Origin of the sequence: Flavobacterium sp. T12S277, from assembly GCF_048514875.1 — a bacterium.
Classification (GTDB): domain Bacteria; phylum Bacteroidota; class Bacteroidia; order Flavobacteriales; family Flavobacteriaceae; genus Flavobacterium.
The window spans coordinates 40,841-64,488 of sequence record NZ_JBLYEG010000006.1 but is presented as its reverse complement, the minus strand read 5'-3'; the positions used below and the strand labels follow the sequence as shown (position 1 = coordinate 64,488).

The 23,648-nt window shown below is 35.1% G+C and carries 20 protein-coding genes; 3 read left to right on the top strand and 17 right to left on the bottom strand.

The window, feature by feature from the left end:
* Positions 1-13: 13 nt before the first annotated feature.
* The 6 genes from ACN1CN_RS10895 to ACN1CN_RS10870 form a co-directional block, all read right to left on the bottom strand.
* Positions 14-3,103, bottom strand: a complete 3,090-nt coding sequence (locus ACN1CN_RS10895) for a SusC/RagA family TonB-linked outer membrane protein (protein WP_419135673.1) — start codon at positions 3,101-3,103, stop codon at positions 14-16.
* A gap of 313 nt (positions 3,104-3,416) precedes the next feature.
* Entirely contained in the window at positions 3,417-4,427 is a 1,011-nt protein-coding gene (locus ACN1CN_RS10890; protein ID WP_264522900.1) for a LacI family DNA-binding transcriptional regulator, read from the bottom strand.
* Positions 4,428-4,726: 299 nt separating this feature from the next.
* Positions 4,727-5,695 (bottom strand): type I phosphomannose isomerase catalytic subunit, encoded by a 969-nt coding sequence (locus ACN1CN_RS10885; RefSeq protein WP_419135672.1) that lies wholly within the window; start codon positions 5,693-5,695, stop codon positions 4,727-4,729.
* Between the two features lie 314 nt (positions 5,696-6,009).
* On the bottom strand, positions 6,010-8,112 hold the full coding sequence (locus ACN1CN_RS10880) for a glycoside hydrolase family 97 protein (protein WP_419135671.1): 2,103 nt from the start codon (positions 8,110-8,112) through the stop codon (positions 6,010-6,012).
* Between the two features lie 178 nt (positions 8,113-8,290).
* Positions 8,291-8,596 carry a hypothetical protein gene (locus ACN1CN_RS10875; protein WP_264522897.1) on the bottom strand — a complete coding sequence of 102 codons (306 nt, stop codon included), beginning with the start codon at positions 8,594-8,596 and terminating at the stop codon, positions 8,291-8,293.
* Between the two features lie 237 nt (positions 8,597-8,833).
* On the bottom strand, positions 8,834-9,547 hold the full coding sequence (locus ACN1CN_RS10870) for a Two component regulator three Y domain protein (protein WP_264522896.1): 714 nt from the start codon (positions 9,545-9,547) through the stop codon (positions 8,834-8,836).
* Between the two features lie 178 nt (positions 9,548-9,725).
* Here ACN1CN_RS10870 and ACN1CN_RS10865 point away from each other — a divergent pair, with 178 nt between their 5' ends.
* Both ACN1CN_RS10865 and ACN1CN_RS10860 read left to right on the top strand, forming a co-directional pair.
* Positions 9,726-10,214 (top strand): DUF1761 domain-containing protein, encoded by a 489-nt coding sequence (locus ACN1CN_RS10865; protein ID WP_264522895.1) that lies wholly within the window; start codon positions 9,726-9,728, stop codon positions 10,212-10,214.
* 116 nt (positions 10,215-10,330) lie between these two features.
* Positions 10,331-11,476 carry an 8-amino-7-oxononanoate synthase gene (locus ACN1CN_RS10860; protein ID WP_419135670.1) on the top strand — a complete coding sequence of 382 codons (1,146 nt, stop codon included), beginning with the start codon at positions 10,331-10,333 and terminating at the stop codon, positions 11,474-11,476.
* A 257-nt stretch (positions 11,477-11,733) separates the two neighbouring features.
* Here the strand turns inward: ACN1CN_RS10860 and ACN1CN_RS10855 are convergent, their stop codons facing one another.
* Positions 11,734-12,603, bottom strand: coding sequence for a diacylglycerol/lipid kinase family protein (locus ACN1CN_RS10855; RefSeq protein WP_419135669.1), 870 nt, complete (start codon positions 12,601-12,603; stop codon positions 11,734-11,736).
* 62 nt (positions 12,604-12,665) lie between these two features.
* Between ACN1CN_RS10855 and ACN1CN_RS10850 the strand changes: the two genes are divergently transcribed.
* Entirely contained in the window at positions 12,666-13,628 is a 963-nt protein-coding gene (locus ACN1CN_RS10850) for an App1 family protein (RefSeq protein ID WP_419135668.1), read from the top strand.
* Positions 13,629-13,786: 158 nt separating this feature from the next.
* Here ACN1CN_RS10850 and ACN1CN_RS10845 read toward each other — a convergent pair whose 3' ends face one another.
* From ACN1CN_RS10845 to ACN1CN_RS10800, 10 genes are all read right to left on the bottom strand, one after another.
* Positions 13,787-15,700, bottom strand: coding sequence for an ABC-F family ATP-binding cassette domain-containing protein (locus ACN1CN_RS10845; protein WP_264522891.1), 1,914 nt, complete (start codon positions 15,698-15,700; stop codon positions 13,787-13,789).
* Positions 15,701-15,897: 197 nt separating this feature from the next.
* Positions 15,898-16,896 (bottom strand): TerC/Alx family metal homeostasis membrane protein, encoded by a 999-nt coding sequence (locus tag ACN1CN_RS10840; RefSeq protein WP_419135667.1) that lies wholly within the window; start codon positions 16,894-16,896, stop codon positions 15,898-15,900.
* A gap of 389 nt (positions 16,897-17,285) precedes the next feature.
* Positions 17,286-17,945, bottom strand: a complete 660-nt coding sequence (locus ACN1CN_RS10835; protein WP_419135666.1) for a TerD family protein — start codon at positions 17,943-17,945, stop codon at positions 17,286-17,288.
* A gap of 9 nt (positions 17,946-17,954) precedes the next feature.
* Positions 17,955-18,506, bottom strand: a complete 552-nt coding sequence (locus ACN1CN_RS10830; RefSeq protein WP_264522888.1) for a TerD family protein — start codon at positions 18,504-18,506, stop codon at positions 17,955-17,957.
* 12 nt (positions 18,507-18,518) lie between these two features.
* Positions 18,519-19,484 carry a hypothetical protein gene (locus ACN1CN_RS10825; RefSeq protein ID WP_419135665.1) on the bottom strand — a complete coding sequence of 322 codons (966 nt, stop codon included), beginning with the start codon at positions 19,482-19,484 and terminating at the stop codon, positions 18,519-18,521.
* A 19-nt stretch (positions 19,485-19,503) separates the two neighbouring features.
* A complete protein-coding gene (locus ACN1CN_RS10820) occupies positions 19,504-20,592 on the bottom strand; it encodes a toxic anion resistance protein (protein WP_264522886.1) in 1,089 nt (362 codons plus the stop codon).
* Positions 20,593-20,599: 7 nt separating this feature from the next.
* On the bottom strand, positions 20,600-21,208 hold the full coding sequence (locus tag ACN1CN_RS10815) for a TerD family protein (RefSeq protein ID WP_264522885.1): 609 nt from the start codon (positions 21,206-21,208) through the stop codon (positions 20,600-20,602).
* A 6-nt stretch (positions 21,209-21,214) separates the two neighbouring features.
* The gene (locus ACN1CN_RS10810; protein WP_419135664.1) at positions 21,215-21,769 is read right to left on the bottom strand and encodes a TerD family protein; all 555 of its coding nucleotides are present in this window, start codon (positions 21,767-21,769) and stop codon (positions 21,215-21,217) included.
* A gap of 4 nt (positions 21,770-21,773) precedes the next feature.
* The gene (locus tag ACN1CN_RS10805; protein WP_419135663.1) at positions 21,774-22,583 is read right to left on the bottom strand and encodes a phosphoribosyltransferase family protein; all 810 of its coding nucleotides are present in this window, start codon (positions 22,581-22,583) and stop codon (positions 21,774-21,776) included.
* A 2-nt stretch (positions 22,584-22,585) separates the two neighbouring features.
* Positions 22,586-23,251, bottom strand: coding sequence for an HAD family hydrolase (locus ACN1CN_RS10800; protein WP_419135662.1), 666 nt, complete (start codon positions 23,249-23,251; stop codon positions 22,586-22,588).
* Positions 23,252-23,648: the final 397 nt, after the last annotated feature.

Genomic DNA, 23,648 nt, shown 5'->3' with positions numbered 1-23,648 from the left:
TTCGGTTTGATTATTAAAATTTCACATTAAGTGTCAATCCATAGTTTCTGGTCAAAGGCATAGAAGCTCTTTCCATCCCTTGGGCATTACTATTAGAATAGTTTGATTCCGGGTCAATGTTTGGAACTTTGTCGTAAATCGTCCATAAATTATGTGCTGAAAACGCTAAGCTGATGGCTTGAAATGGTGTTTTTGACAAATATGTTTTTGGGAAATTATAGCTAAATGAAATGGCTCTTAGTTTCACAAAATCGGCATCGTAAACAAAATTTGAAGTTACATCACTATAGCTTCTCCAGTAATCGTAAGCTGAAACAGTTGTGTTTACCGCATTTCCATTAACATCTTTTCCGGTTACGGCAACTCCGCCTTCACGACCAGAAAGTGTTTGTTCTGTTAATCCGTAACGGGCTCCTAACTGGTTGGTAGCAGAATAAATCTCTCCTCCAAATTTAGCATCTACAAAAACTGAAAGTGTAAAGTTTTTATATTGAAAATCATTTGAAAGTCCCATAGATGTTGGTGCAACACCTTGTCCTGCAATAATCAGGTTCCCTCTCAGGAATTTCCCATTAGTATCCAATACAACGTTTCCGTTAGCATCTCTTAAATAGTCATAGGCTTTGATTACTCCAAAAGGCTGTCCTTTTTCTAACACCACAGAAGCTCTTCCGTCTCTGTTTCCTTCCAATGATTTGGTCGTAATTTTATCTGAAAGGTTAAGAACCTCACTATTGTTATAAGCAAAATTATAGCCTACACTCCAAGAGAAATTTGGTGTTTTAACCGCTTTTACATTAACTGCAAATTCAACCCCTTTGTTCAGGATTTCTCCCACGTTAATTTTAGTTGTTCTGTAACCTGAAGCCTGAGAAATATCAGCATCTGTAATATCATTCGTCGTTTTCTTGCTGTAGAAAGTCAAATCTGTACTTACTCTGTTGTTGAAGAATGTATTTTCGAAACCAAACTCGATTGTAGTTACGTTATAAGGTTTTAAAAATTTGTTAGGAACTGTTTCTCCTTTAACACCCAAAATTGGTTGTCCCAAAGAATCCGTTTGTCCGTCTGGTGAAGTATAATTTAAAGATAAAGCATAAGCTTCCTGCAATCCACCTCCTACGTTACCCCAACCTGCTCTGAATTTTCCGTATGACATCCATTCTGGTAAATCGATTACTTCAGAATAAATAAAACTTGAACTTACAGATGGGTAAAACGTGCTGTTGCTGGATGGATCTAAAGTAGAGAACCAGTCTTCACGACCTGTTAAACTTACATATAAGAAATCTTTGTATCCGATATCAGCCGAATAAAAAAGAGAGTTTACTTCAGTTTCACCAAATAATTTCTCCGTTTGAGCCGGTTGTGTATTTCCATAGAAATATTGGAATGGAACAATGAAGTTATTCCCTTTCATTTTAATTCCGCTAAATCTGTTGTGTTGACGGTTAGCTCCAATGAAAGCATCTAAAGAAAGGTTTTTAACGATATCGCCTTTGTACCCTAAATAGCCCGAAGCATTGTATTCTGAACGGTTTTCTAATCTGTTTTCATAAGATCCGCCCGGAAGGTAGTTGATTCCGGTAGGCTCAATCTCTGTGTACTCATAGTTAATATCATCCACTCCAAGAACTGCTCTTGCGTAGATTTTATCAGTAATGTTGTAATTTACTTTTGCAGAACCGATAAAACGTTTTCTAAGGTCATCGTTTAAAGGTGATTGTGATGCAAAGTAAGGATTTGTGTGGTAGTTGTTTGTTCCAAAATAATCAGCCTCGCCACCATTTTCATCAAAACCATTACTGATCCATCTGATATCAGTACCCGGTGTCAGGAAAGTAGTTGGAAAAGAAGGGTTTCTTGGAGAGTCATTCAAATAAGGTCGATTGCGACTTTTCTCTGTGATGTACTGAGCGTTAGACTCGATGCTTATTTTTTTATTTACTGCTGAATTTAAACTTAAAGCAATGTTATTTCTGCCAAAGTTTGTTCCCGGCATGATCGATTCATCTTTTGTATTTCCGAAAGACAATCTGAAATTTGTAGTTTCGCTTCCACCTGAAATAGCCAACGTGTTACTGAAAGAAAATCCGGTTCTGTAGAAGTTTTCAACGTTATCTTTTCCGTAAGCCTGGTAAGGTTTAGTAGTTCCGTCAATAGCTAAAGAAGGTGTTCCGTCGTATTTATCTCCCCACGCAAAATAATACGCATCTCTAAGTTCCTGTAGGCTTTTAAATCTTGTAGCGACACCATTTACCGGTGCTCCCGCTCCGTATTGATCCTGCCATTTCAATAAACTTGCCGGTGTATTAAAAGTAGAGTTGGTACTAAAATCTACTCCAATTCCGGTTCCTGTTTTTCCTTTTTTAGTCGTAATTAAGATTACACCGTTTGATCCTCTGTATCCGTAAAGAGCAGAAGCGGCACTACCTTTTAATACCGACATAGAAGCGATATCATCAGGGTTGAAAGAAGACATACCGTCTCCTTTATCAGCTCCTCCCCACATTCCTGCGTTTCCTTGCTGGCTGTTATCAATAGGGATACCATCAACAACATATAAAGGCTGGTTCAATCCTGAAGCCGAAGTTGCTCCACGAATTACCACACGGCTGGATCCTGACGGCCCCGTAACCGGCGCAGAAACGTTAACCCCGGCAATTTTCCCCTGAAGGGCATTCCCTAAGTTAATTTCTTTATTTTTTGTCAGGTCATCGCCTTTCAGTTCTCCAACGGCATAACCTAAACTTTTCTTTTGTTTTTTAACTCCAAACGAGGTTACTACAACGTCTTTTAATTCCTGAGTATTTTCTACCAATACCACTGAAATTTTGTTTTGGTTTTGCTGCAATACGATTGATTGCGATGTAAAACCTATAGAGGATACCTTTAAAGTAACCGGTCCTTCGGGAACATTCATTTTAAATCGGCCTTCCGCATCAGTAATTGCACTATACGGTTTTCCCTGAACCTCAATCGATGCAGCAACAATTCCCTTGTTCTCTGCATCAGCCACTATGCCTGTTATCAATCGGTTTTGCGCCACAGCTCCTAAGCTGCTGAACAACACCATTCCTAACACTGCCAATATTCGTTTCATAAGCATTTTTTTTTGGTTATTTGTTTGTTTTGATTTTTGTGATTGTTTTTAATTTGATTGTTTTTAAATAATTAATAAAAATTTTGCACTCGGTTTTAGAATTAAGGTATCTATAAGGCTTTCACCTTATAAATACCTTGGTGTAATAGTCATGTTTATTAGCCTTTCTTTTAAGAAATCGATATCGTAAACCGGTCAAAAAAACAATTGATTCTCCATTTATCCGACCTAAAATTTACTAAAACGATTTAGTAAAAGGAGTAAAAAAAAACAATACGTTCCTTTTTCTCTTTATTTTTTTCTTCCCAAAAAATTAAACCGATTCTCTAACAATCAGTTTTCCTTTTTTAAGACTTTTTTCTATTTCAAATTTCTCCATATCCGTCATCTGACTCATTAACAACTGGATGGATTTTACAGCGATATCTTCTATCGGCTGTGCAATAACAGTTATCGTTGGCGTATGCAATTTAAAACTGTCGTGGTCGTCAAAACTAATCACCGAAATGTCTTCGGGAATCTTAACTCCCATTCTTCTAAAAGCCTGAAGTCCCGCAAGCCCCATATAATTTGCCAAAAACAAAACAGCATCGATCTCCGGATTTTTCTCAAAGAACCCAATTATACCGGCTATTCTTGTTTCTTCATTGGTATGGTAATCCATATGAAGAACAAGCGACGGGTTGTACATTTCTGCTTCTTTCAAAGCATCCCTGTAGCCATCCTCACGCAGTTTCATCTGAATCATTTCGGAGGTATTGTTTACCACCGCTATGTTTTTACGGCCTTTAGCTATCAGATACTTCGCAGCCGAGTTGGAGGCTTCATAATTGTCCATCACCACATGACTCACTCTTTGTCCCGGAAAATACCTGTCGATTAATACGACGGGTTTTTTTAACTTTAAAAGAAGGTCAATACTATTTTCCAAATTCTGCGTTGGTGTCACAATAAAACCGTCTACATTTGCCTGTAATAAACTGTGTATTAATTCTTCAGAACGTCCGTCATCTCCTCCTGTACTGCAATAAAAAACTCTGTAATCAATACTCTTTGCTTCATCTTCGATAACTCTGGCAAGGTCTGCAAAGAACTGATTCGAAATATCTTCGACAATAAGTCCGATAGACCTGGTTTTCCCGGTTCTCAGACTGGTCGCAATCATACTTGGTCTGTAATTCAGCTTTTCAGCCACTTCCTGCACCTTTTTGATTACTGCCGGACTGATGCCCATTTTCTCCCCTTTACCGTTGATGACAAAAGATACAGTAGATATGGATACCTGAGCCTCTGTAGCAATATCCTTAATAGTAATCTTTTTCATCTAATGAGTTAATTTTTTATTAAGCAGTTATTAATTATATCACAAATATATACAAAAACAGTTACTAAAACGATTTTGTAAATCTTTTTTTTATACAAATCATTATTTTAAAGTTAATTAAACATATAATCATCAGTATTTACAGGTATTTTCTCTATTAATCATTTTTTCTGTTCCTGATCATCGCTATTGTTTTTAATATGAATTCTCTTCAATTCTCTATTTTTCAAAGCGATAAACTTTTTACGAACCCTAATTAAAAGCCTGTAATGTGACAAAAATAGGCTCCGTTACCTTCTTTATGAGATGTATACTTCTAAAATGGAAGCGGTCCCTTTTAGGACGTAACTGTGCATCCCGGCCGGAATCAGGACGGTATCGCCTTGTTTGTACTGATAATTTACATTTTCATAGCGAATTTCAAAATGACCTTCGGTACACATATAAACAGTAAAGCTTGTTCCTTTTTTACTGATTTCAACTGTCCCGTCAAGCGGAAGAAAGTTAGTGGTAAAATATGGGCAATCCACCATCACATTCGATTTGTTTGCGGCAGTTTCATATTTTTTTTGTGTATCGACTTTGTTATAATTAATCGCATCCAATGCCAAATCAATATGTAATTCTCTTTTATCCCCCTGAGCATCTGTGCGGTCAAAATCATACAAACGGTACGTTATGTCTGATGTTTGCTGAATTTCTGCCACAACCAGTCCAGCACCTATCGCGTGAACTGTTCCGGTTTCCAGAAAGAACACATCACCCGCTTTGGCTTTTACATCATCCAGAATCGAAACCAGTGTTTTATTGTTAAGATTTTCCAGATATTCTTCTTTGCTGGAATCTTCTTTAAAACCAACAATAATTCTCGCATCGGCATCTGCCTGCATGATATACCACATTTCCGTTTTTCCAAAAGAATTATGACGTTCTTTGGCCAATTGATCATTCGGATGTACTTGTATCGACAAATCTTCTCTTGCGTCCAAATATTTAAACAGTAAAGGAAACTGGTTCCCGAATCGTTCGTAAACTGCAGTTCCTAAAATTTCATTTGGCGACTGATCAATTAAATCGGTCAACGATTGCCCTTTTAACGCTCCGTTGGCAACCATACTCACGTCTCCCTCTATGGTAGACAATTCCCAGCTTTCTCCTGTAATTTTTGAGGTAATAGGTTTATTCAGAATGGTTTTTAGTTTTTCACCTCCCCAGATTCTGTCTTTTAGTATGGGTTCAAATTGTAAAGGATAAATTTTCATGCTCATTTTTTATGTCATTGAGAGGAGCGGGTTGGTCTCGTCCTCTGGTTATTTATTATTTTTTTTTGCCACGAATTGGAAGGTTTTTTAATCCTTTTATAAGCTATGGCTAAATTTTTTCTCTCGCAGATTAGGCAGATAATGCAGATTTTTTTTAGCTGTTTTTTTTTAATCATTCCAATCTATTTAATCTGTGGCTATTTTTTTCTCTCGCAGATTAAGCAGATAATGCAGATTTTTTTTAGCTGTTTTTTTTAATCAGTTTAATCCGCGTTTTCGCTTTAGCGAATCTGTGGAATCCGTGTACCACTTTTCACTTCTTACTTAATAGAAATAGCAACTCCGCCGCTGGAAGCTAATTTTTGCTTTAGTTTCGTTTTACTGTTTACTGTCACTTTGCGAATGTTATACGATTGTGGGTTGGTTTTGTAATCTGCCGTTTTTCCATCTTCGTAGATCGTTGCACTATACGATTTTCCTGCCGGTAAAAAGCTAAAATCAATCAAAGCTGTACGCGGGTTTTCATCTGTGATTCCGCCTACAAACCATTCTTGTTTTCCTTTGGTTTTTCTGGCTATTGTTATATAATCGCCCGGTTCTGCTTCAAGAATGTAACTTTCATCCCAGTCTAATGCAACCTCTTTGATAAACTGAAAAGCATCTTTGAAACGCATATAATTTTCAGGTAAGTCAGCCGCCATCTGCAACGGGCTGTACATGGTCACATAAAGCGCCAGCTGCTTCGCCAGGGTTGTACTCAGTTTGTTTTTCTTAGATCCATATACCGATAAATCTCCCTGGAAAATTCCCGGTGTATAATCCATCGGACCTCCCATAAGACGTGTAAACGGTAAAATTGTAGTGTGATCCGGATGAATTCCTTCCATTGCCTCAAACTCAGTTCCGCGAGCTGATTCCTGCGCAAACCAGTTGGGATAGGTACGGTGTAATCCTGTTGGACGAACCGCTTCGTGAGAATCGACCATAATTTTATGTTTGGCTGCCTCCTTGGCCACATAGGTATAATGATTGACCATTTGCTGCCCGTCATGGTGTTCGCCTCTTGGAATAATTGGCCCCACATAACCTGTCTTTACTGCGTTGTACTGGTTGTCAGTCATAAAATCTAAGGCATCATGTAATTGTCGTTCGTATTCTGCAGTTGAAGAAGTCGTTTCATGATGCATGATGATTTTCACTCCTTTTTGGTTCGCATACGAACTTAGATCTTTCACATCAAAATCGGGATAAGCTTTGGTAAAACTATAAATGCGTTCTTTTTTAAAAGCAGTATTATCCTCCCATCCTTCATTCCATCCTTCTACCAGAACGGCATCAAAACCATTTGCCGCAGCAAAATCTATGTATTCTTTTACGTGTTTGGTATTGGCACCATGCGTTTTATTGGGCTTTAATTTAGAAAAATCGGTAGCACCAATTACCACATCCTGATTGTCCGAATACGCCCAGGTAGATCCTCCCCCGGTAAAATATTCCCACCACACTCCAATATATTTTACTGGTTTTATCCATGAAGTATCTTCAAAAGCACATGGCTCATTCAGGTTTAAGATCATTTTTGAAGCCAGAATAGTTCTGGCATCATCACTCACCACAATAGTACGCCAGGGCGTGAAACTCCCGGTCTGAATGTATCCTTTATTTCCAACAGCATCCGGCACCAGATGTGAACTCAACGAATAGGTTTTATCATCAACGTTCAGGCACATTGCAGGATAATTTTTTAAAGCTGCTTCGTGAATATTGATATAAAGTCCGTCATTCGTCTTCATTATCAAAGGCGTCTGAGTAGCCAGATTTTTAATCGTAGTCTGAGCAGCCAACGAAACGTGAGTAGCATTGTATACCAAAGACTGCATCTCTGATATTTTCGAAGTGGTATAACTATATTCGTTGGTATCATAATCTCCCGGAATCCAAAAAAGCTTATGATCTCCCGTTAAATTAAACTCGGTAGTTTCTTCCTGCACAATAAAATGACGCAAATTATCCTGTACTGGAAATTCATATCGAAAGCCAAGACCATCATTAAACAAACGGAAATAAATAGCAATCTTTCGTTTACTCTTTTGCTGTATCAAATCTGCTTTCAGTTCATTGTACTGGTTTCTAATTTCTTTCTGTTCTCCTAATACCGGTTTCCACAAATTGTCTTCCGACTGTTTTTTTGTATCGACAATCTGAAAGCCTTTATTCATGCTGATATCTGATTTTAAAACAAAACCAAGCCTGCTTTCTTTGATTACCTCTCTTTTCTTATAACTCAGCGAATACACCGGAGTTCCTTCCGTGTTTAAAGTAAAGGTTAGTGTCAAATTCCCATCAGGAGACTGTAGTTCCTGAGCCTTTGTCAAGGTATTCGAAACGATAATAAAAAAGCAGGTTAAAAGAATTTTTTTCATGGCTAAAAGTGTTTCAGATATTGCTAAATCGATTTAGCAAACATAATAAAATTTATGAAACAGAAATGCCCGAAAGAAAAAAATATAGAAACTTTAGTTTAAAAACCGCATTATAAAGCAAAAAAAAGACCGTCTCTAAAGACAGTCTTTGTATTTTTTTACGATAAATAAACCTGGCTTAGGCCATAAACAAAGCATATTTGTTATAGTTGTATAAAACCAGATCATACGGAACTAAAAGCGGTGCTATTTTTTCTGACGAAGGCTGAAAAGTAATACCATTATGTTTTCTGAACAAATAGATCTCTTTTAAACAATTGGACAAGCTCTGGTGAATTCCCGTTGTAAAAGTGGGCAATTGCTTGTCCCCAACCAATAAATCAATCTGGTAATTTGAACTGCTTTTAGACAAATTATTTCCTATGATTCTTATTGTAAATGCTGTCGCTTTTCCGTGTTGCTCTCCCTGATACTGTACTACCATAATTTTATTATTAAAAAGGTTAGATTCTCTTATTGTACTCTCAATTTGTTTCTTCTGCAAATTGAAGAATTAAAGTTATGAAAAAAAAGCAATGGACTAAAAAAAATGTTATTTTTTCTACTTCGAAAAGGTAAATTTCAGGCGTAAAAAAACCGTAACGAATTACGGTTTTTAAACAATTAACTAAATATATTTAATCAACTTTTTAACGAGTGTAAAATTCATTCATAAGCGCGATTAATTTCGGGTAACCATTGTAGTTTCTTTTTCAGCGGCGATTTCTAATAAAAAAGGATTCCCTTCTTCGTCAAACATCGTCATATTTAAAGCGTCCAGCAAAATCAGATTTTTCGAAACGCCACCTTTAAATTTATTATACGAAAGATTCAATTCAGACAAATGATGTAGTTTTTCCAATTCATTTGGAATTTCTCCTTCAAAATTATTATCAAACAAACTCAGGTTTTGCAAAGCACTAAAGTTGGCCACTTCTTTGCTTAAACTACCCGACAGCTGGTTTTGGTTTAAAAGTAAAACTTTCAAAGTTCTGATCGTATAAAGCGAACCCGGTAACTGTCCCTGAATTTCATTATTGAATAGCGCCAGAGTCTCTAATTGGTTTAGTTTTCCAATCTCTAAAGGAAGCTGTCCCTGAATTTTATTATCGTGCAAATCGATGGTGACTAAATTGACCAAAGCAAACAATTCGACAGGCAGATTTCCTTCTAAATTATTATTGGCCAAATGCAGTTCGACAACTTTACCATTCTTAACGATTACCCCGTGCCAGGTGGCTACCGAGAGTGATAAATCCCATTTTACTTTCCAGTCCGAACCCTTTGTCGCATCATACAATTTGATAAGCGCCTCTTTCTCTTTATCTGAAACCGTGTCAGCAAAAATATTCAGAGAAAAAATAAAAGCTAAAAAAAATGTGGTTAAGCTTTTCATCACAAAATTGGGGTTTTATTGATGGCATAAAATTATACATTTCATAGTTATAAAGCACATAATGTCGATAAACTGTTGATAAAAATTAATTTAACCGTAATTTTACTACTTATATAAAATGTATTTTTTGCAACTTTTTTGCTTAAATTTGAACAACTAATCCTAAAAACCTCATATTATGGAATTTAACCCTATTGCCCTATTTTTATCTGCAGTCGTAACACTGGCTGTTGGATTTATCTGGTACAACCCAAAAGTGTTTGGAACTGTCTGGATGAGAGAAAATAATCTCACAGAAGAAGATCTTCGAACAGGAAATATGCTTAAAATATTTGGTTTTACGTACCTTTTTTCCTTAATGATTACCGTAATTCTAATGTCACTGACCATTCATCAAACCGGTGCTTTGGGAATGGTAGGCGGACCTCCTTTGGTTGCTACTGCAAAACCTTCCTATGCTGCTTTTCTGAATGATTACGGACTGGCCTACCGCACGTTTAAACATGGCGCCCTTCACGGATTCATGTCGGCCTTGTTTTTTGCCTTACCGGTGATTGGAATCAATGGTTTATTTGAGAGAAAATCATGGAAATACATCTTTATTCATGCTGGCTTCTGGGCAGTTTCGCTTACACTGATGGGCGGAATCATCTGTGCATTTGCCTAACATACAACCTATAAACCCGTTTGAAATTAAAACTCAGACGGGTTTTCTTAATAATAACTTAAAGCAATTGAGTTCTTATAAATATTATCTAATTTTGAAGAAATTAGCTCACTCTTTTGACTACAACCTATTCTTTCGAAATATACAACAGCGCGTCGCTACTGCCCTCAGAATGGAATTCTCTGGCCGTAGAGAATATTTTTTTAACCAAAGAATATCTTGAAGTACTGGAAAACTCCTGTCCGGTAAATATGATATGTCATTTTATTGGAATTTTCAACGACAACAAACTGACAGGAATCGTTTTAACTCAGTTTCTATTTACCGAAAAATTAGACTCCTTTGGCGAACGCGACCAATGTTTAAAAACCTCTGTGCGTAATTTTGCTTTTAAAAATTTTGCCTCTCATGTGTTATTTGTGGGAAACAATATGCTTACAGGCCAAAATGCATTTGTATTTGCTTCAGACGTAAAGCTCCCCATAGCCTTTAAAACACTGCACAAAGCTATTAATCAGCTTAAAAAAGACCTGAAAGCAAACGGGAAAAAAGTTCATATTACGAGTATAAAAGATTTTACAGCAACTGAAATCATCCCCCTCCAGGCCGAATTTAAAAACAATTATACCTTTTCGACCCAGCCCAATATGATTTTTGAGATCTATAAAGAATGGACTTCTGAACAAAATTATATTGATGCACTGTCAAAAAAATATCGCGATCAATACAAACGGGCCCGAAAAAAAGCAGACGGAATTGAGAAACGAAAAATGTCTTTGGCCGACATTAAGCGATACGAGGATGTTATCTACGATTTGTATTTTCATGTGGCCAGGAATGCCCCTTTTAATACCTTCTTTCTAGCCCGAAATCACTTTAGTTTTTTTAAAGAAATCATGAAAGATAATTTTTTATTTTATGGCTATTTTTTAGAAGAGAAGTTAATAGGATTTAATACACTCATTAAAAATGGAAACGCAATGGACACCTATTTTTTAGGCTATGATGAGACCATCCAACGCGAAAAAATGCTGTATCTGAACATGCTTTATGACATGATTGCCTATTCGATCAATCACGGTTTCAAAACCGTTGTATTTGCCCGAACAGCTCTGGAAATTAAAAGCTCTGTTGGAGCGAAGCCGGTCAAGATGTACGGATTGATTACCCACAGCAACACCTTAATCAATCACAATATAGGCCGATTGTTTAATTATCTCGAACCCAAAACAGACTGGCAGGAACGAAATCCGTTTAAATAAATACTGAATTTATATTGTTCCTAGTTAAGGGATTTTAGATTGAAGATTAACGATTATATAGGTCGTTCCTATGGAACTAATTAAAACACCGTCCCTATTTTCAACGGATTAAAATCCGTTGCTACAACATATACATTCCTACGGAATTTTGATGGCAACTCCGCTAGGAGTAAAATATTTATAGAAATAAATTCAACAACCGTTTTTAGCCCCATCGGGGCGATACATTTCACAATCGGTTTCAAACAGAATATAAATTAGGGAATTGCTATTTTCATTTGTTTGTGCAAAATATGAATTTCCAGCGAGCTTTGCGCCCCACAATATTCTCCATCAATCTGAAAATTTACCGGATAATCTGTTTTTATCGTCGCTTTATCTGTCGAAATAATTACAATATCATCCGAATCAATTGGCATGTTTCCTGTAATAATTTTTCCGATCAGTAATAAATCGAGGCTTTTTAAGATCACCAATTCAAACTTTCCATCATTCATTGCACCGTTTGGATTAATAACAACACCTGTGCCGTATTTCTGAGAATTGGCAATGACAATCATTCGCGCGGTATGCTCGACGGTTTCATGATTAGCCGAGATTGTCGCTACAAAAGGCTCTTCTGATTCTTTTAAAGCCGAATATGCCTGTAAAGCATACCCCCAGAAACCACGTAAATTACTTTCTTCATAGTTCTTTACCAGATTAGCATTTACGCCAATATCACTCAAATGAATGCTTTTTTTGCCATTAATACTAATCATATCCATTTCGATATAATGATGCAAAAAAGCTATTTTCAGGTTCTCCTCGATGGTATCCGGCAGGTTTAAATCGACCGACAATCCGTTGGCTGAACCAGCAGGTAAAATGCCAATAACGACATCAAACTGCTCCACCGCCTCGGCCACCATTTTTATGGTGCCATCTCCCCCGGCCACTACAATACGTTCGGACTGATACTGATTGTAAAGCCCCTGTACTTTTTTCTGATCGTTCTTTCCGGTCGTTTCATAAACTTCCAGATCAAAATCATTTGTAGCCGCGAACTCTTCCACGACAGATATTAAATCTGATTTATCCAGATCTCCCGAAATAGGGTTTACCACAAATAGGATATTCTTTTTCAAAGTTTTGTTTTTAAAATCAATTAAAATAATTAATTTACATCATCCATAAATATACACAATTAATGAAACCAATTTTACAATTATATCGCGGTTACGCCAATGAAGAAGAATTAATTGTAATGGGACATGTTTTCAGAAGAACCTATGAGTATGATTTTCAGAAGAAAAACTTCAAAAATGCCACTTCAATTATCAATCAGTTCAGAATAAAAACTATCAAAAATTTTGATATTTATCTAAAATGCGGCAATCAGGAGATTCACACCAAAACATTGGACGACGGCTATTTTAAGTTTTGTATTCCACTGGAAAAAGAAACTCATTTTGGGTGGATTGAATACGAAGTCAGCATCAAGCATAAAACAGAGACCATAACCGAAAAAGGCAGTTTTATCAGGCCTCACAAAGGCAAACTAGGTATTATCTCCGATATTGACGACACTTTTCTGATTTCGCATACCGGGAATTTCTTTCGCAAAATATATGTTCTTTTGTTTAAAAATGTAAACGACCGTAAAGTTTTTAAAGGTGTCGTTCCGCATTATCAGGCTTTGAGTTCAGCCGGAAGAAACAATAAGGAAGAGGAAAACGCTTTTTTTTATGTATCCAGCAGCGAATGGAATTTATATCGTTTTATTGTCAAATTCACCAAAATACATCATCTGCCGAGAGCCGTAATTCTATTAAAAGACATCAAAAGAGGAATCGCCGATTTCTTCATGAGCGGACGTGGAAATCACGATCATAAATTTGATAAAATAAAACACGTTCTGGAATTCTACCCCAATCTTAAATATGTTTTACTAGGAGATGATTCGCAGCAAGACCCCATTTTGTATGAGCGCATCTGCAAAATATTTCCTGTAACCGTAAAAGCAGTTTATATCAGACAAACAGGGAAACACAAAAAAGAAGCCACCAAAAAAATCCTGAAAAATCTCGAAAATTTAGAAGTTTCCGTTTGTTATTATAAAGACAGCAGTGAAGCTATTATGCATTCTAAGTCTATTGGTCTTATTTTGTGAGATGCGATTGATGAAATGTGAGATGTTTTTTTAGAGGCGATAAACTTTTGCGTAAAAAAAAACTTTGCCAGAGTTTAATCCCTGACAAAGTTATATATTCATTTCAAAACAGAAAACTGACACTGACACCGAAGACTGTGACAGCGACTGAAAACTAATTAAGCATTAAAGTTATCAATCTCTTCCTGAACAATTTCCCAATCCAACAGCAATTGATCTAAGTCTTTTTTCTTTTTGTTGTATGCGGTAAAAAACGAGGCGTCTTCAATGTGTTTGTCGTAATTCGAGGCCAACATTTTATCATCGTGCTGAATGTCTTTTTCTAATTGCTTGATTTGACTCTCTACTTTACTCAATCGGTTTTGAAGTGCTTTTCCTTTTTTCTGATCTTCGTAAGAAGTTTTATTGCTTTCTTTTGGAGCCGCAGCTTTCGCAACATCTTTTTTCTCAACCTCACGCATGTTCTCCAAATTGCGTTGCTCTAAGAAGTAATTAATGTCTCCTAAGTATTCTTTTATCTTTTGATCTTTGAATTCGTAAACGATATTCGACATTCCCTGAAGAAAATCTCTATCGTGAGAAACCAATAACAACGTTCCTCCAAATTTTTGAAGCGCTGCTTTCAGAACGTTCTTCGATTTAATGTCCAGGTGATTCGTAGGCTCATCCATCAGCAAAACATTGATAGGCTGCAACAACAGTTTACAAAGTGCCAAACGGTTACGCTCCCCTCCTGAAAGTACCTTTACTTTTTTCTCAACATCGTCTCCGCGGAATAAAAAAGATCCCAACATATCACGAACTTTCATACGGTTGGTATCAGTTGCGGCATCTTCCATCGTTTGCAGCAATGTAATTTCGCCATCAAGATATTCTGCCTGATTTTGAGCAAAATAACCCAATTGTACGTTATGTCCTAATTTGATGTTACCCTTGTATTCAAATTCGTTTACAATCGCTTTAATAAAAGTCGATTTCCCTTGACCATTTTGTCCCACAAAAGCAATTTTACTTCCGCGTTCAACCAACAAATCAATATCTTTTAAAATAACTTTATCTCCGTAAGCTTTTGTAACATGTTCAGCTTCGATTACTACTTTTCCCGGTTCTTTTGAAACTGGAAACGAAATATTCATTACCGAATTATCATCCTCATCCACTTCGATTCTTTCTACTTTGTCTAACTTTTTAATTAACGATTGTGCCATCGAAGCTTTGGAAGCTTTTGCTCGGAACTTTTCGATTAATTTTTCAGTTTCTTCAATCTTCTTCGCCTGATTCTTTTGAGTTGCCAATTGCTTTTCACGAATTTCATGACGCAATTCTAAATATTGCGAATACGGCTTATTAAAATCATAGGCTTTCCCCAAAGAGATTTCTATCGTACGATTGGTTACATTATCAAGGAACATTTTATCGTGCGATACGATCACCACAACTCCCGGATAGTTACGAAGGAAGCTCTCCAACCAAATGATACTCTCAATATCCAGGTGATTGGTTGGCTCATCCAGAAGCAATACATCATTGGATTGCAGTAGCAGTTTAGCCAACTCAATACGCATTCTCCAACCTCCCGAAAATGTTTCGGTTTGGTTATTAAAAACTTCTCTTTTGAAACCCAATCCTAAAAGAATTTTCTCTGTATCTCCTACATAGTTATAACCTCCAAGAAGGTCAAAACGATGCGTGTAATCAGATAAATCTTCGATGATCTGGCCATATTCTTCACTTTCATAATCGGTTCTGGTAACCAATTGATGATTGATTTCTTCTAGTTTTTTCTCTACAATTTTAATTTCTGTAAAGGCTTCATACGCTTCTTCCAACACTGTTCTACCGCGTTCAAAATCAATATCCTGACGCAAGAACCCCATTCGGATATCTTTTTCCTGGGAAATAACCCCGGAATCAGGAGCAAAATCTCTTGCTAACATTTTAAGCATTGTAGATTTACCCGCTCCGTTTTTACCAACAAGACCTACGCGGTCGCCAGCTCCCAAACGGAAAGTAACTTCTTCAAATAAATATGTTCCTCCAAAAGAAACCGAAAGATTGTGTATATTAAGCATAATGTGTAACTATTGTTGCAAGCAGTAAAGGCTTTAAGTACCTTATTTACTTTACTTTTTGAAAGTGCAAAAGTATGACAATTAATTTAAGTTTCGACTGTCGTTTTAAAAACAAATGGTACAAGGCATTTTCATAAAAAAAACGGATAAAAGTCTGAAAGGCCTTTATCCGTTTAATATATCATTTATTGTATTCCTTATGCCTCTTTTGGCTCTGGTAACATCACCGATGCAATTACCGAAATTGCCAGAATCCCACCAATTACAAGTAATGAATACACCGATTCGATATGATAAAATGGAGAAATAATCATTTTTACTCCAATAAATGAAAGAATAATAGCTAAACCATACTGCAATTTACTGAACAAGTGAATGAAGTTATCCAATAAAAAGAACAAAGCTCTAAGCCCTAAAATAGCAAAAATGTTAGACGTATAAAGAATGAACGGATCATTTGAAATGGCGAAAATTGCCGGTATAGAATCTACTGCAAACAATAAGTCGGTAAATTCAATTACTGCTACTACTACTAAAAGTGGTGTTGCCAGTTTTTTTCCGTTTTCGAATGTAAAGAATTTATCTCCGTCGTATTTATCGCTAACGCTAAAAAACTTTCTGATTAATCTTGCTCCTCTGGTATTGTTATAATCCTCTTCATCGTCATCATCACCGGCAGACCATGATTTGATTCCTGCATAGACCAAAAACAGTCCGAAAGCCGTCATAATTAAATTGATATCGTATTTGAAACCTTCAATTCCAACCAGGCTTAAAAGCTTGTTTAAATAAGTAAGTTCGATTAAAAAAGCGCCCGAAAAGATAAAGATAGCTCTCAAAACCAATGCTCCGATAATACCCCAAAATAAAACTTTGTGTTTGTTTTGGTTGGCTACATCAAAAAACTTGAATACTAATATAAATACAAAAAGGTTGTCTACAGAAAGTGCTTTCTCAATCCAGTAAGCCGACTGAAATTCGTAAAATTTCGCCGGTCCTGCAAAATAATAAACCAAACCACTAAAAATCATCGCTAAACTAATCCATACTAATGACCAGGTTACTGCTTCTTTGTTGCTTACTTCATGGCTTTTTTTACTAAAAATTCCCAAATCCAGTAAAAGCATAATCACTATTGCGATCGCAAAAACGATTATTAATCCCGGGTGTTCTGAAAAAATAAGGTGTTGATTCATTTTGAATATTAATTAGGTTAGTTTAAAATTTATTGATTGGCATTTATAATTCTGATAATTCTTGCTGCTGCTTCTTGTGAAAGATTTTTTGTCATTCAGCTCTATCATTGCTCCAATAGGAATTTCTTTGTCTTTGGTAAAATCTTTTAGTGAAGTTAACTTTCGGCGGGCAATATTACGATTTCCCTGCCATTGAAACAAGTACTGATCGTCATAAACCAAGGATATATAAAATAGGCACCTTAGAGTATTTACATCATCAAAAACATATCATTTTTGATGACATATAGTATTGCTCCACTGCATTACATCTTTTTCGATACAATCTCATACAGCTCCGCAAGCAGTCGTGCAGATTCTTTCAATTTTGACTGTTAAAAAAATTTCCATTACAGATAAGACTGAAGTATTTTTTGAATCGTCTGTCCTAAAAATGTATCAGCTGTTGGATCGCCAATTGCGCTGAATTTCCATTCTCCATTATGTTTGTATAATTTTCCCATAATGATAGAACGCTTGTTTACATATTTTGAATCAGCAGAAACGTTGTAAGAAGCAAATTCTGAAACTACGTTGGTTGGAGTACCTTCGTACATTCTGATTTTCGCGTAAGGAATTTTAGAAAAATCCTCTTTTCCTGCATTATTTAAAAAGAAAAATATCTGATTCACTTTGGCATCAACTTTAGAAAGGTCAACTGTAATAATCTCATTATCTAAACCGTCATCTCCACCTTTGTCACCTGCAAGGTCATCACCGGTGTGCTTTAAAGCTCCATCAGTACTTAACAATTTTCCTTTTGTAAGGCCAAACTGCTGCAAAGCTTCTACTTTGTATAAAGGAGAGTACAAATGATCGCAAAGTTTGTTCTGATCATCAATCAGTACACAACTCAAATCCAAATCAATTTCTACGACGTTTTTTGACAGCCCAAGGAATCCTTTTGTTTCAATTACGCCCCAGTTTACACCAACGCAAAAATTGGTTAATGATTCACCACTTGATTTTATCAAATCAATTTTTTGCCCTTTGATTAAATTAATTGCCATTGTTTTTTATTAATTGTATTTATTCAAATAATCTTGCAAACCGCCTTTCATTCCAATTCCTACAGCTTCAAACTTCCATTCATTGTTTCGTTTGTAAAGTCTTCCAAACTCAACAGCTGTTTCAATAGAAAAGTCTTCATCAAGCTCGTACTTCACTAATTCTGTATTGGTCTGATCAATAATTCTGATAAATGAATTTCTTATCTGACCAAAATTTTGTCTTTTGGTATCCGCATGATGAATGGTTACAACAAAGCAAATTTCATTTACATCCGGTGATACTGTAGACAAATCGATCTGAATTTTTTCATCATCCCCGTCTCCTGCTCCGGTCAAATTATCGCCGGTATGTGTTACAGCACCATCAGGTGATTTCAAATTATTATAATAAACAAAATGGTTGTCATTAGGAATTTTTCCATTAGCACCGACTAAAAAAACAGAAGCATCCAAATCGAAACCTTCTCCTGTACTGCTTGAATTACTATCCCAGCCAAGTCCAACAATAAATTTTGGTGCCTCAATACTCTGTCTTTGACCTTTTTCTAAATTAATTGCCATTTTATTTTTCTTTTATTTAATATTAATATTTAACATTGTTTTTAAAATATTGGTTTGCTCATCTACATTTTGAAGATCTTCAATAAAATCTATAGATGAAATTTTATTCAAATATTCTCCCAATACACCATTCACATTTTCTGGAAATGATGTTTTTATGGTACTCAATTCGACTGTTAATGCTGTATTTTTTTCTTTTAGCTGTGTGATAATCTCCCCTTTTACGGAGTCATTTTTAGCAAGATTAAGCTCTTTTGCCGTTGACTCCTCTAAAAAGTAAAATACTTTTTCATTCACTAAAAAAATAAATCTATCATTAGTGTCTCTAAATTCGAATACCTCAATAACTTCATTATTGCAAACCAGTCCACACAAAAATTTAATTTTAAATTTCAGGATATTCAGTCTTCCTAAAAGTTTCTTTTCAAATTTTACCTGTTTATTTTCATACCACTTCTTATCTAAAGAGGCTATTTTTTCATATTCTTCAACTGTGATCTCCCGATAATATTCTTGTTTGACACGGTCTGAAAAACTTATAATTTCGTTCCAATTAAAAAAATCGGAGCTTTCATTGGCAAACATACCATAGAGTTCTTCAATTTTTCCGGACATATTTTTTGCATGTGCCTTTGCTTTTTCTGCAAATCCGGATTCTCCAATTTCTGATTCTAATTTGATTATCATATCTTCATTGATATAAATCTCATCAGAAATCAAAAGATACTGCTGTTCTTTCGATTTTTTTAATTTCTGAAACAATTCAATAAAACTACTTGTAAACTGTATGTGAAAGAGTTCAAGTTTATTTATGTCTAATGTTTTATTGTTTTCAAAAAGAGCATGAATAATTCTTGTTTTTATTAAAACACCAACAAAATCCTTGTGACTAAAGAAATTGGATAACAATTCTAAAATCACAAGTTTTCTATTACTATCTTTTATTATTTGAACAAACCGTTCCTCTTCCTCTTGCATTTAACTGATTTCTGTTCAATTAACTTATCACACCTTTTTTTAGTTCAACTTCAAGACTTTGTAATCCTGCATCAAGCTGTCTTCTGGTTTCAGTACCTTGCTCATGAATTTGTTTTACTTCTGTCAACGTATCAATCAATGATTTTGTTGTCATTTTTAAAGTCTCAAGAGATACCACTGTATTTTCATTTTCTTTTGCTACTTCAATACTGTTTTGTTTTAGCATTTCAGCATTTTTCTGCAAGATAGTATTTGTTGTTTCAGATACTCTTCGCTGTACTTCAATATTCTGTTTTTGTCTTTGTAAAGCAACCGCAAGCGTTAATTGATTTTTCCAAACCGGCATGGTGGTTGTCAAAATCGACTGTGCTTTTTCGGCAATAGAAGTATTGTTGTTTTGTACCACACGAATCTGCGCCAAAGACTGCAACATAATAAAACGAACAATTTTCATATCGGCCAGACGTTTGTCCAGACGATTGATAAAGTTTCTTTTATCTGAAATTTGATAATCCTGGTATTGCGCCGGATTACCTTCCATTACAGCAAGCTCTTCACCTAATTCTTTAAATCGAATTTGTCCTGCAATAATGTGTTTTTCCATCTCTTTAATAAGATTCACATTTCCGTCAAACATGGTTTGAAGGGCACTGTTATCTTTTACAGAATTGATCATTCCTGCCTTTACTTTATTACTGATTTTATCAATATTTACAGTAATCTTATCGTATTGCTGGAATAATTTTTTTACATCGACTACCAATTTGTTCAGAATCGGAATTTTAGAAAGGAATCGTTTAAACGGTCCCTGATCCAACTGATCAACATCAACATAATTTAACTCGGTAAGCAAGTCATTTATCAACGTACCAACTTCACCTGAGTTATAAGTTCTGACATTGGTTAAAAAAGTATCACTTTGCTTCGCAATCGAATTTTGGATATCAGCTCCATAATTCAAGATTGAATTCGTATCATTTTCATTTAACTGATTTGAGATCGACTTGTAACTATTAACTTCCGTTTCAGAAATTGAAGTTAAGTTTACATTTCCATCCTTATCAATCAATGCAGTATTCTCTTGAGCAACTAATTGATTTTCTGACATAATTTATTTATAGATGGTTTTGTTGAATAGTAACGATAGTCTGCTCCAACTTTTTATCATTAGTTGGTGTTCCAATTGCACTAAATTTCCAATCTCCGTTTCTTTTATAAAAAACACCTAAAACCATAGAAACATTTCCGGCAAAAGAAGCATCATTTGCTACATCGTAACGGGCAAATTCCTGGCTTACTTTTGTTGGTGTTCCTTCATAAATTCTGATAGACGCAAAAGGAATGTCTTTAAAATCCTGTCCTCTGAAACTATTTATAAAAAAGGCAACATGATTGGCAGCCGGTGATAATTGCGAAAAGTCTAAAGTAATTACCTCATTATCCAAACCGTCATCACCATTTAAATCTCCTGTTAAATCGTCACCACTGTGCTTGATCGCACGATCGTTTGATAATAATTTTCTAAAATTTACGGAGTCAATATGATTTTTTTTGTCGTCATAAACTGCACAGCTTGCATCTAAATCTACTGCTTCTTTTTTGGTTCCGAAAAAGCCTTTTTTCTCAATTGCTCCCCAGTTTACACCAACACAAATATTTTGTAATTTTGTACCGTTGCTTTTTTCAAGACTGATACGTTGTCCTTTTTCTAAATTAATTGCCATATCTTTTTAATTGTATTTATTTAAATAATCTTCTAATCCGCCTTTCATTCCAACGCCAATAGCTTCAAATTTCCATTGCCCGTCTTTGTTGTAAATTCTTCCGAATTCTACAGCTGTTTCTATTGAAAAATCTTCTTCTAACTCGTATTTAACCAACTCACTGTTGTTGCTTTCGTCTACAATACGAATGAAAGAGTTTCTAACCTGACCAAAATTTTGTCTTCTGTTTTCAGCATCATGAATGGTTACTACAACACAAATATCTTTTACTGCCGAATTGATTTTAGTCAAATCAATTTTTATCTGCTCGTCATCACCGTCTCCGTCTCCAGTTAAATTATCGCCTGTGTGTATTATCGCATCGTCTGGTGATTTCAGATTGTTATAAAAAACAAAATGTGAATCTGATATTATTTTTTTATTGTCTCCCAAAATAAATACCGACGCATCAAGATCAAAACCCGATCCTGTACTGCTGCTGTTAGTATCCCATCCTAAACCAATGGTAAATTTGGGTGCATTTATGTTTTCACGTTGTCCTTTTTGTAAATTGATAGCCATAGTTTTAATCTATTTTTATTACATTAATGTTTGATTGATACTCTAAAATCTGATGATAATTATTGCTTATTGCCAGATGAAATAAGTCATTCGTTTTTTCGATTGAAATATTTTCTGCCAAATACCTAAACTGCTCTTCATTTAAACTTAAAATAAACTTGACGATTCGGGTATTGTATTGAAAAGAAGGACTGTTTATAATCTCAACAATATCTTCAACATTTTTAACCGCATAGTAGTTGTAGTGGTTTTCAATTTTAGGATGAATGTCTTTATTCACAAGTTCTGCGAAATACACAAAAACAAAATCTCCATTTACATTGTATTGATTTAGAATTTTATTCACAGTATGTTCGTGACTGCCCGTAATTTTAATATCATCAACAAAAATGCAAAGCTTTCCATTTATAAAATTGCGGTCGATATAGTAGGTATCGTTCGAAATTAACTTCACTCTTTCCTCGAAATCTAAATTCCCGTAATCTGTAACATAGGTTTGATTTCTGTAGATTTTTGATTCTATACTGGTCTTTTTACCATTCTTAAAGAGGAAACTATTCAGTTCTTTTTTAAAGTAAGAACATAAAAAATTAGAAGCTGTAGGTATAGACAGGTATGGACTTGGCAGAATAACAATTTCCTGATCTGACGATAACAGCAATTCTCCAAATTGTTTTACAAAACCTTCAAACAAATCTTTTGCAAATTGCTCTGCATATGATTTGTCTCCAAATTTAAATTTACTGTATTCCTGTTCTCTAAACGGACAATTATCGCTGTCAAGAATCTTGTGTAAGCTGTAACTTTTATTCACTTTTATATTTTTAATAGATGCGCATCAAATCCAAAACGAATTGCGCCATTATAATCGGCAACACTATTGTCTCCAACGTGCAATATCTCTTTTTTTTGTGCACTTTTAAAGGTATTAATCTCGTCAAAAACCAATTGAAAAATTTCATTGTTTGGTTTTGAAAATCCAACTTCGTCAGAGTAAATCTGAAACTTAAAATAATCTGTCAATTCATAATGTGCCAATAACTTTCTTAAGGTTCTGCCTTTAATAAAAGCGGTATTACTTAAGATATTAATAGACTTATCTTCATTTGTCATTTCCTGAAATAATTTCTTTGTATCCGGGAAAATCAATTCTGGTTTATACTCCATAAATAAAGCAGCTGTTTCTTCGTAAAACTGACTTAATTTATCGGTATCAAATTTAGCAATATCAACTTGCAGCGCGCTTAAAATTAGATAATAAAGTTCATACGTATCTATATTCAATCCTGTTTTTTCGTTAATATTATTACCCAAAACATCATAGTACCTTACTACCTCGCTTACCTTATTCATCGTACTATCGATTTCAAAGAAATTTTTAAATAATAAATTCCTTTTTTTCTTAAATTCCGGATTGGATTTTATCAATGTCAGCCATAAATCGAAAGAGATATGGGTATATTTTTTATACTCTATTTTCAAATGAATGCTTTTTAAAATGCTTACAGAAATACCTGTTTATTATAATTTATCCCTTAACTTTCTTATTATTGATTGTTATAACCGAAGTCTCCAAATCAAAATCAGACCCTGCCTCCTCATTTAGCCCCAGCCTAACCCAATAATACTCTTTGATAAACCGATGTCTTTTTTTGCCTTTTCTTTAAATTTACTGTCGTTAAGATGCCTTTAAAAAAAAAATAAAACATACAATGATACAAAAAGCAAGCTAAGTAAAAATGTGGGTTTCCGTAAAACCGAAAATATTTATTAACAAATTGAGTTTGGTTGCTCAAAAAAACCGCATCTGGCAGTCATAACAAGTCATAGCTTGCTTTATGCCGAAAAATACAAACTAAAATAGTATCTTTGCTTCACT

What these genes read in the sequence shown, in the direction of transcription:
- ACN1CN_RS10865 (WP_264522895.1), top strand. Translation starts at nt 9,726, where the DNA reads ATGGAATTTAACCCTATTGCCCTATTTTTATCTGCAGTCGTAACACTG.
- ACN1CN_RS10830 (WP_264522888.1), bottom strand. Translation starts at nt 18,506, where the DNA reads ATGGCAATTAATTTAGAAAAAGGTCAAAGACAGAGTATTGAGGCACCA.
- ACN1CN_RS10840 (WP_419135667.1), bottom strand. Translation starts at nt 16,896, where the DNA reads ATGAATCAACACCTTATTTTTTCAGAACACCCGGGATTAATAATCGTT.
- ACN1CN_RS10895 (WP_419135673.1), bottom strand. Translation starts at nt 3,103, where the DNA reads ATGAAACGAATATTGGCAGTGTTAGGAATGGTGTTGTTCAGCAGCTTA.
- ACN1CN_RS10820 (WP_264522886.1), bottom strand. Translation starts at nt 20,592, where the DNA reads ATGTCAGAAAATCAATTAGTTGCTCAAGAGAATACTGCATTGATTGAT.
- ACN1CN_RS10875 (WP_264522897.1), bottom strand. Translation starts at nt 8,596, where the DNA reads ATGGTAGTACAGTATCAGGGAGAGCAACACGGAAAAGCGACAGCATTT.
- ACN1CN_RS10810 (WP_419135664.1), bottom strand. Translation starts at nt 21,769, where the DNA reads ATGGCTATCAATTTACAAAAAGGACAACGTGAAAACATAAATGCACCC.
- ACN1CN_RS10815 (WP_264522885.1), bottom strand. Translation starts at nt 21,208, where the DNA reads ATGGCAATTAATTTAGAAAAAGGACAACGTATCAGTCTTGAAAAAAGC.
- ACN1CN_RS10825 (WP_419135665.1), bottom strand. Translation starts at nt 19,484, where the DNA reads ATGCAAGAGGAAGAGGAACGGTTTGTTCAAATAATAAAAGATAGTAAT.
- ACN1CN_RS10835 (WP_419135666.1), bottom strand. Translation starts at nt 17,945, where the DNA reads ATGGCAATTAATTTAATCAAAGGGCAAAAAATTGATTTGATAAAATCA.
- ACN1CN_RS10885 (WP_419135672.1), bottom strand. Translation starts at nt 5,695, where the DNA reads ATGAGCATGAAAATTTATCCTTTACAATTTGAACCCATACTAAAAGAC.
- ACN1CN_RS10890 (WP_264522900.1), bottom strand. Translation starts at nt 4,427, where the DNA reads ATGAAAAAGATTACTATTAAGGATATTGCTACAGAGGCTCAGGTATCC.
- ACN1CN_RS10870 (WP_264522896.1), bottom strand. Translation starts at nt 9,547, where the DNA reads ATGAAAAGCTTAACCACATTTTTTTTAGCTTTTATTTTTTCTCTGAAT.
- ACN1CN_RS10880 (WP_419135671.1), bottom strand. Translation starts at nt 8,112, where the DNA reads ATGAAAAAAATTCTTTTAACCTGCTTTTTTATTATCGTTTCGAATACC.
- ACN1CN_RS10845 (WP_264522891.1), bottom strand. Translation starts at nt 15,700, where the DNA reads ATGCTTAATATACACAATCTTTCGGTTTCTTTTGGAGGAACATATTTA.
- ACN1CN_RS10850 (WP_419135668.1), top strand. Translation starts at nt 12,666, where the DNA reads ATGAAACCAATTTTACAATTATATCGCGGTTACGCCAATGAAGAAGAA.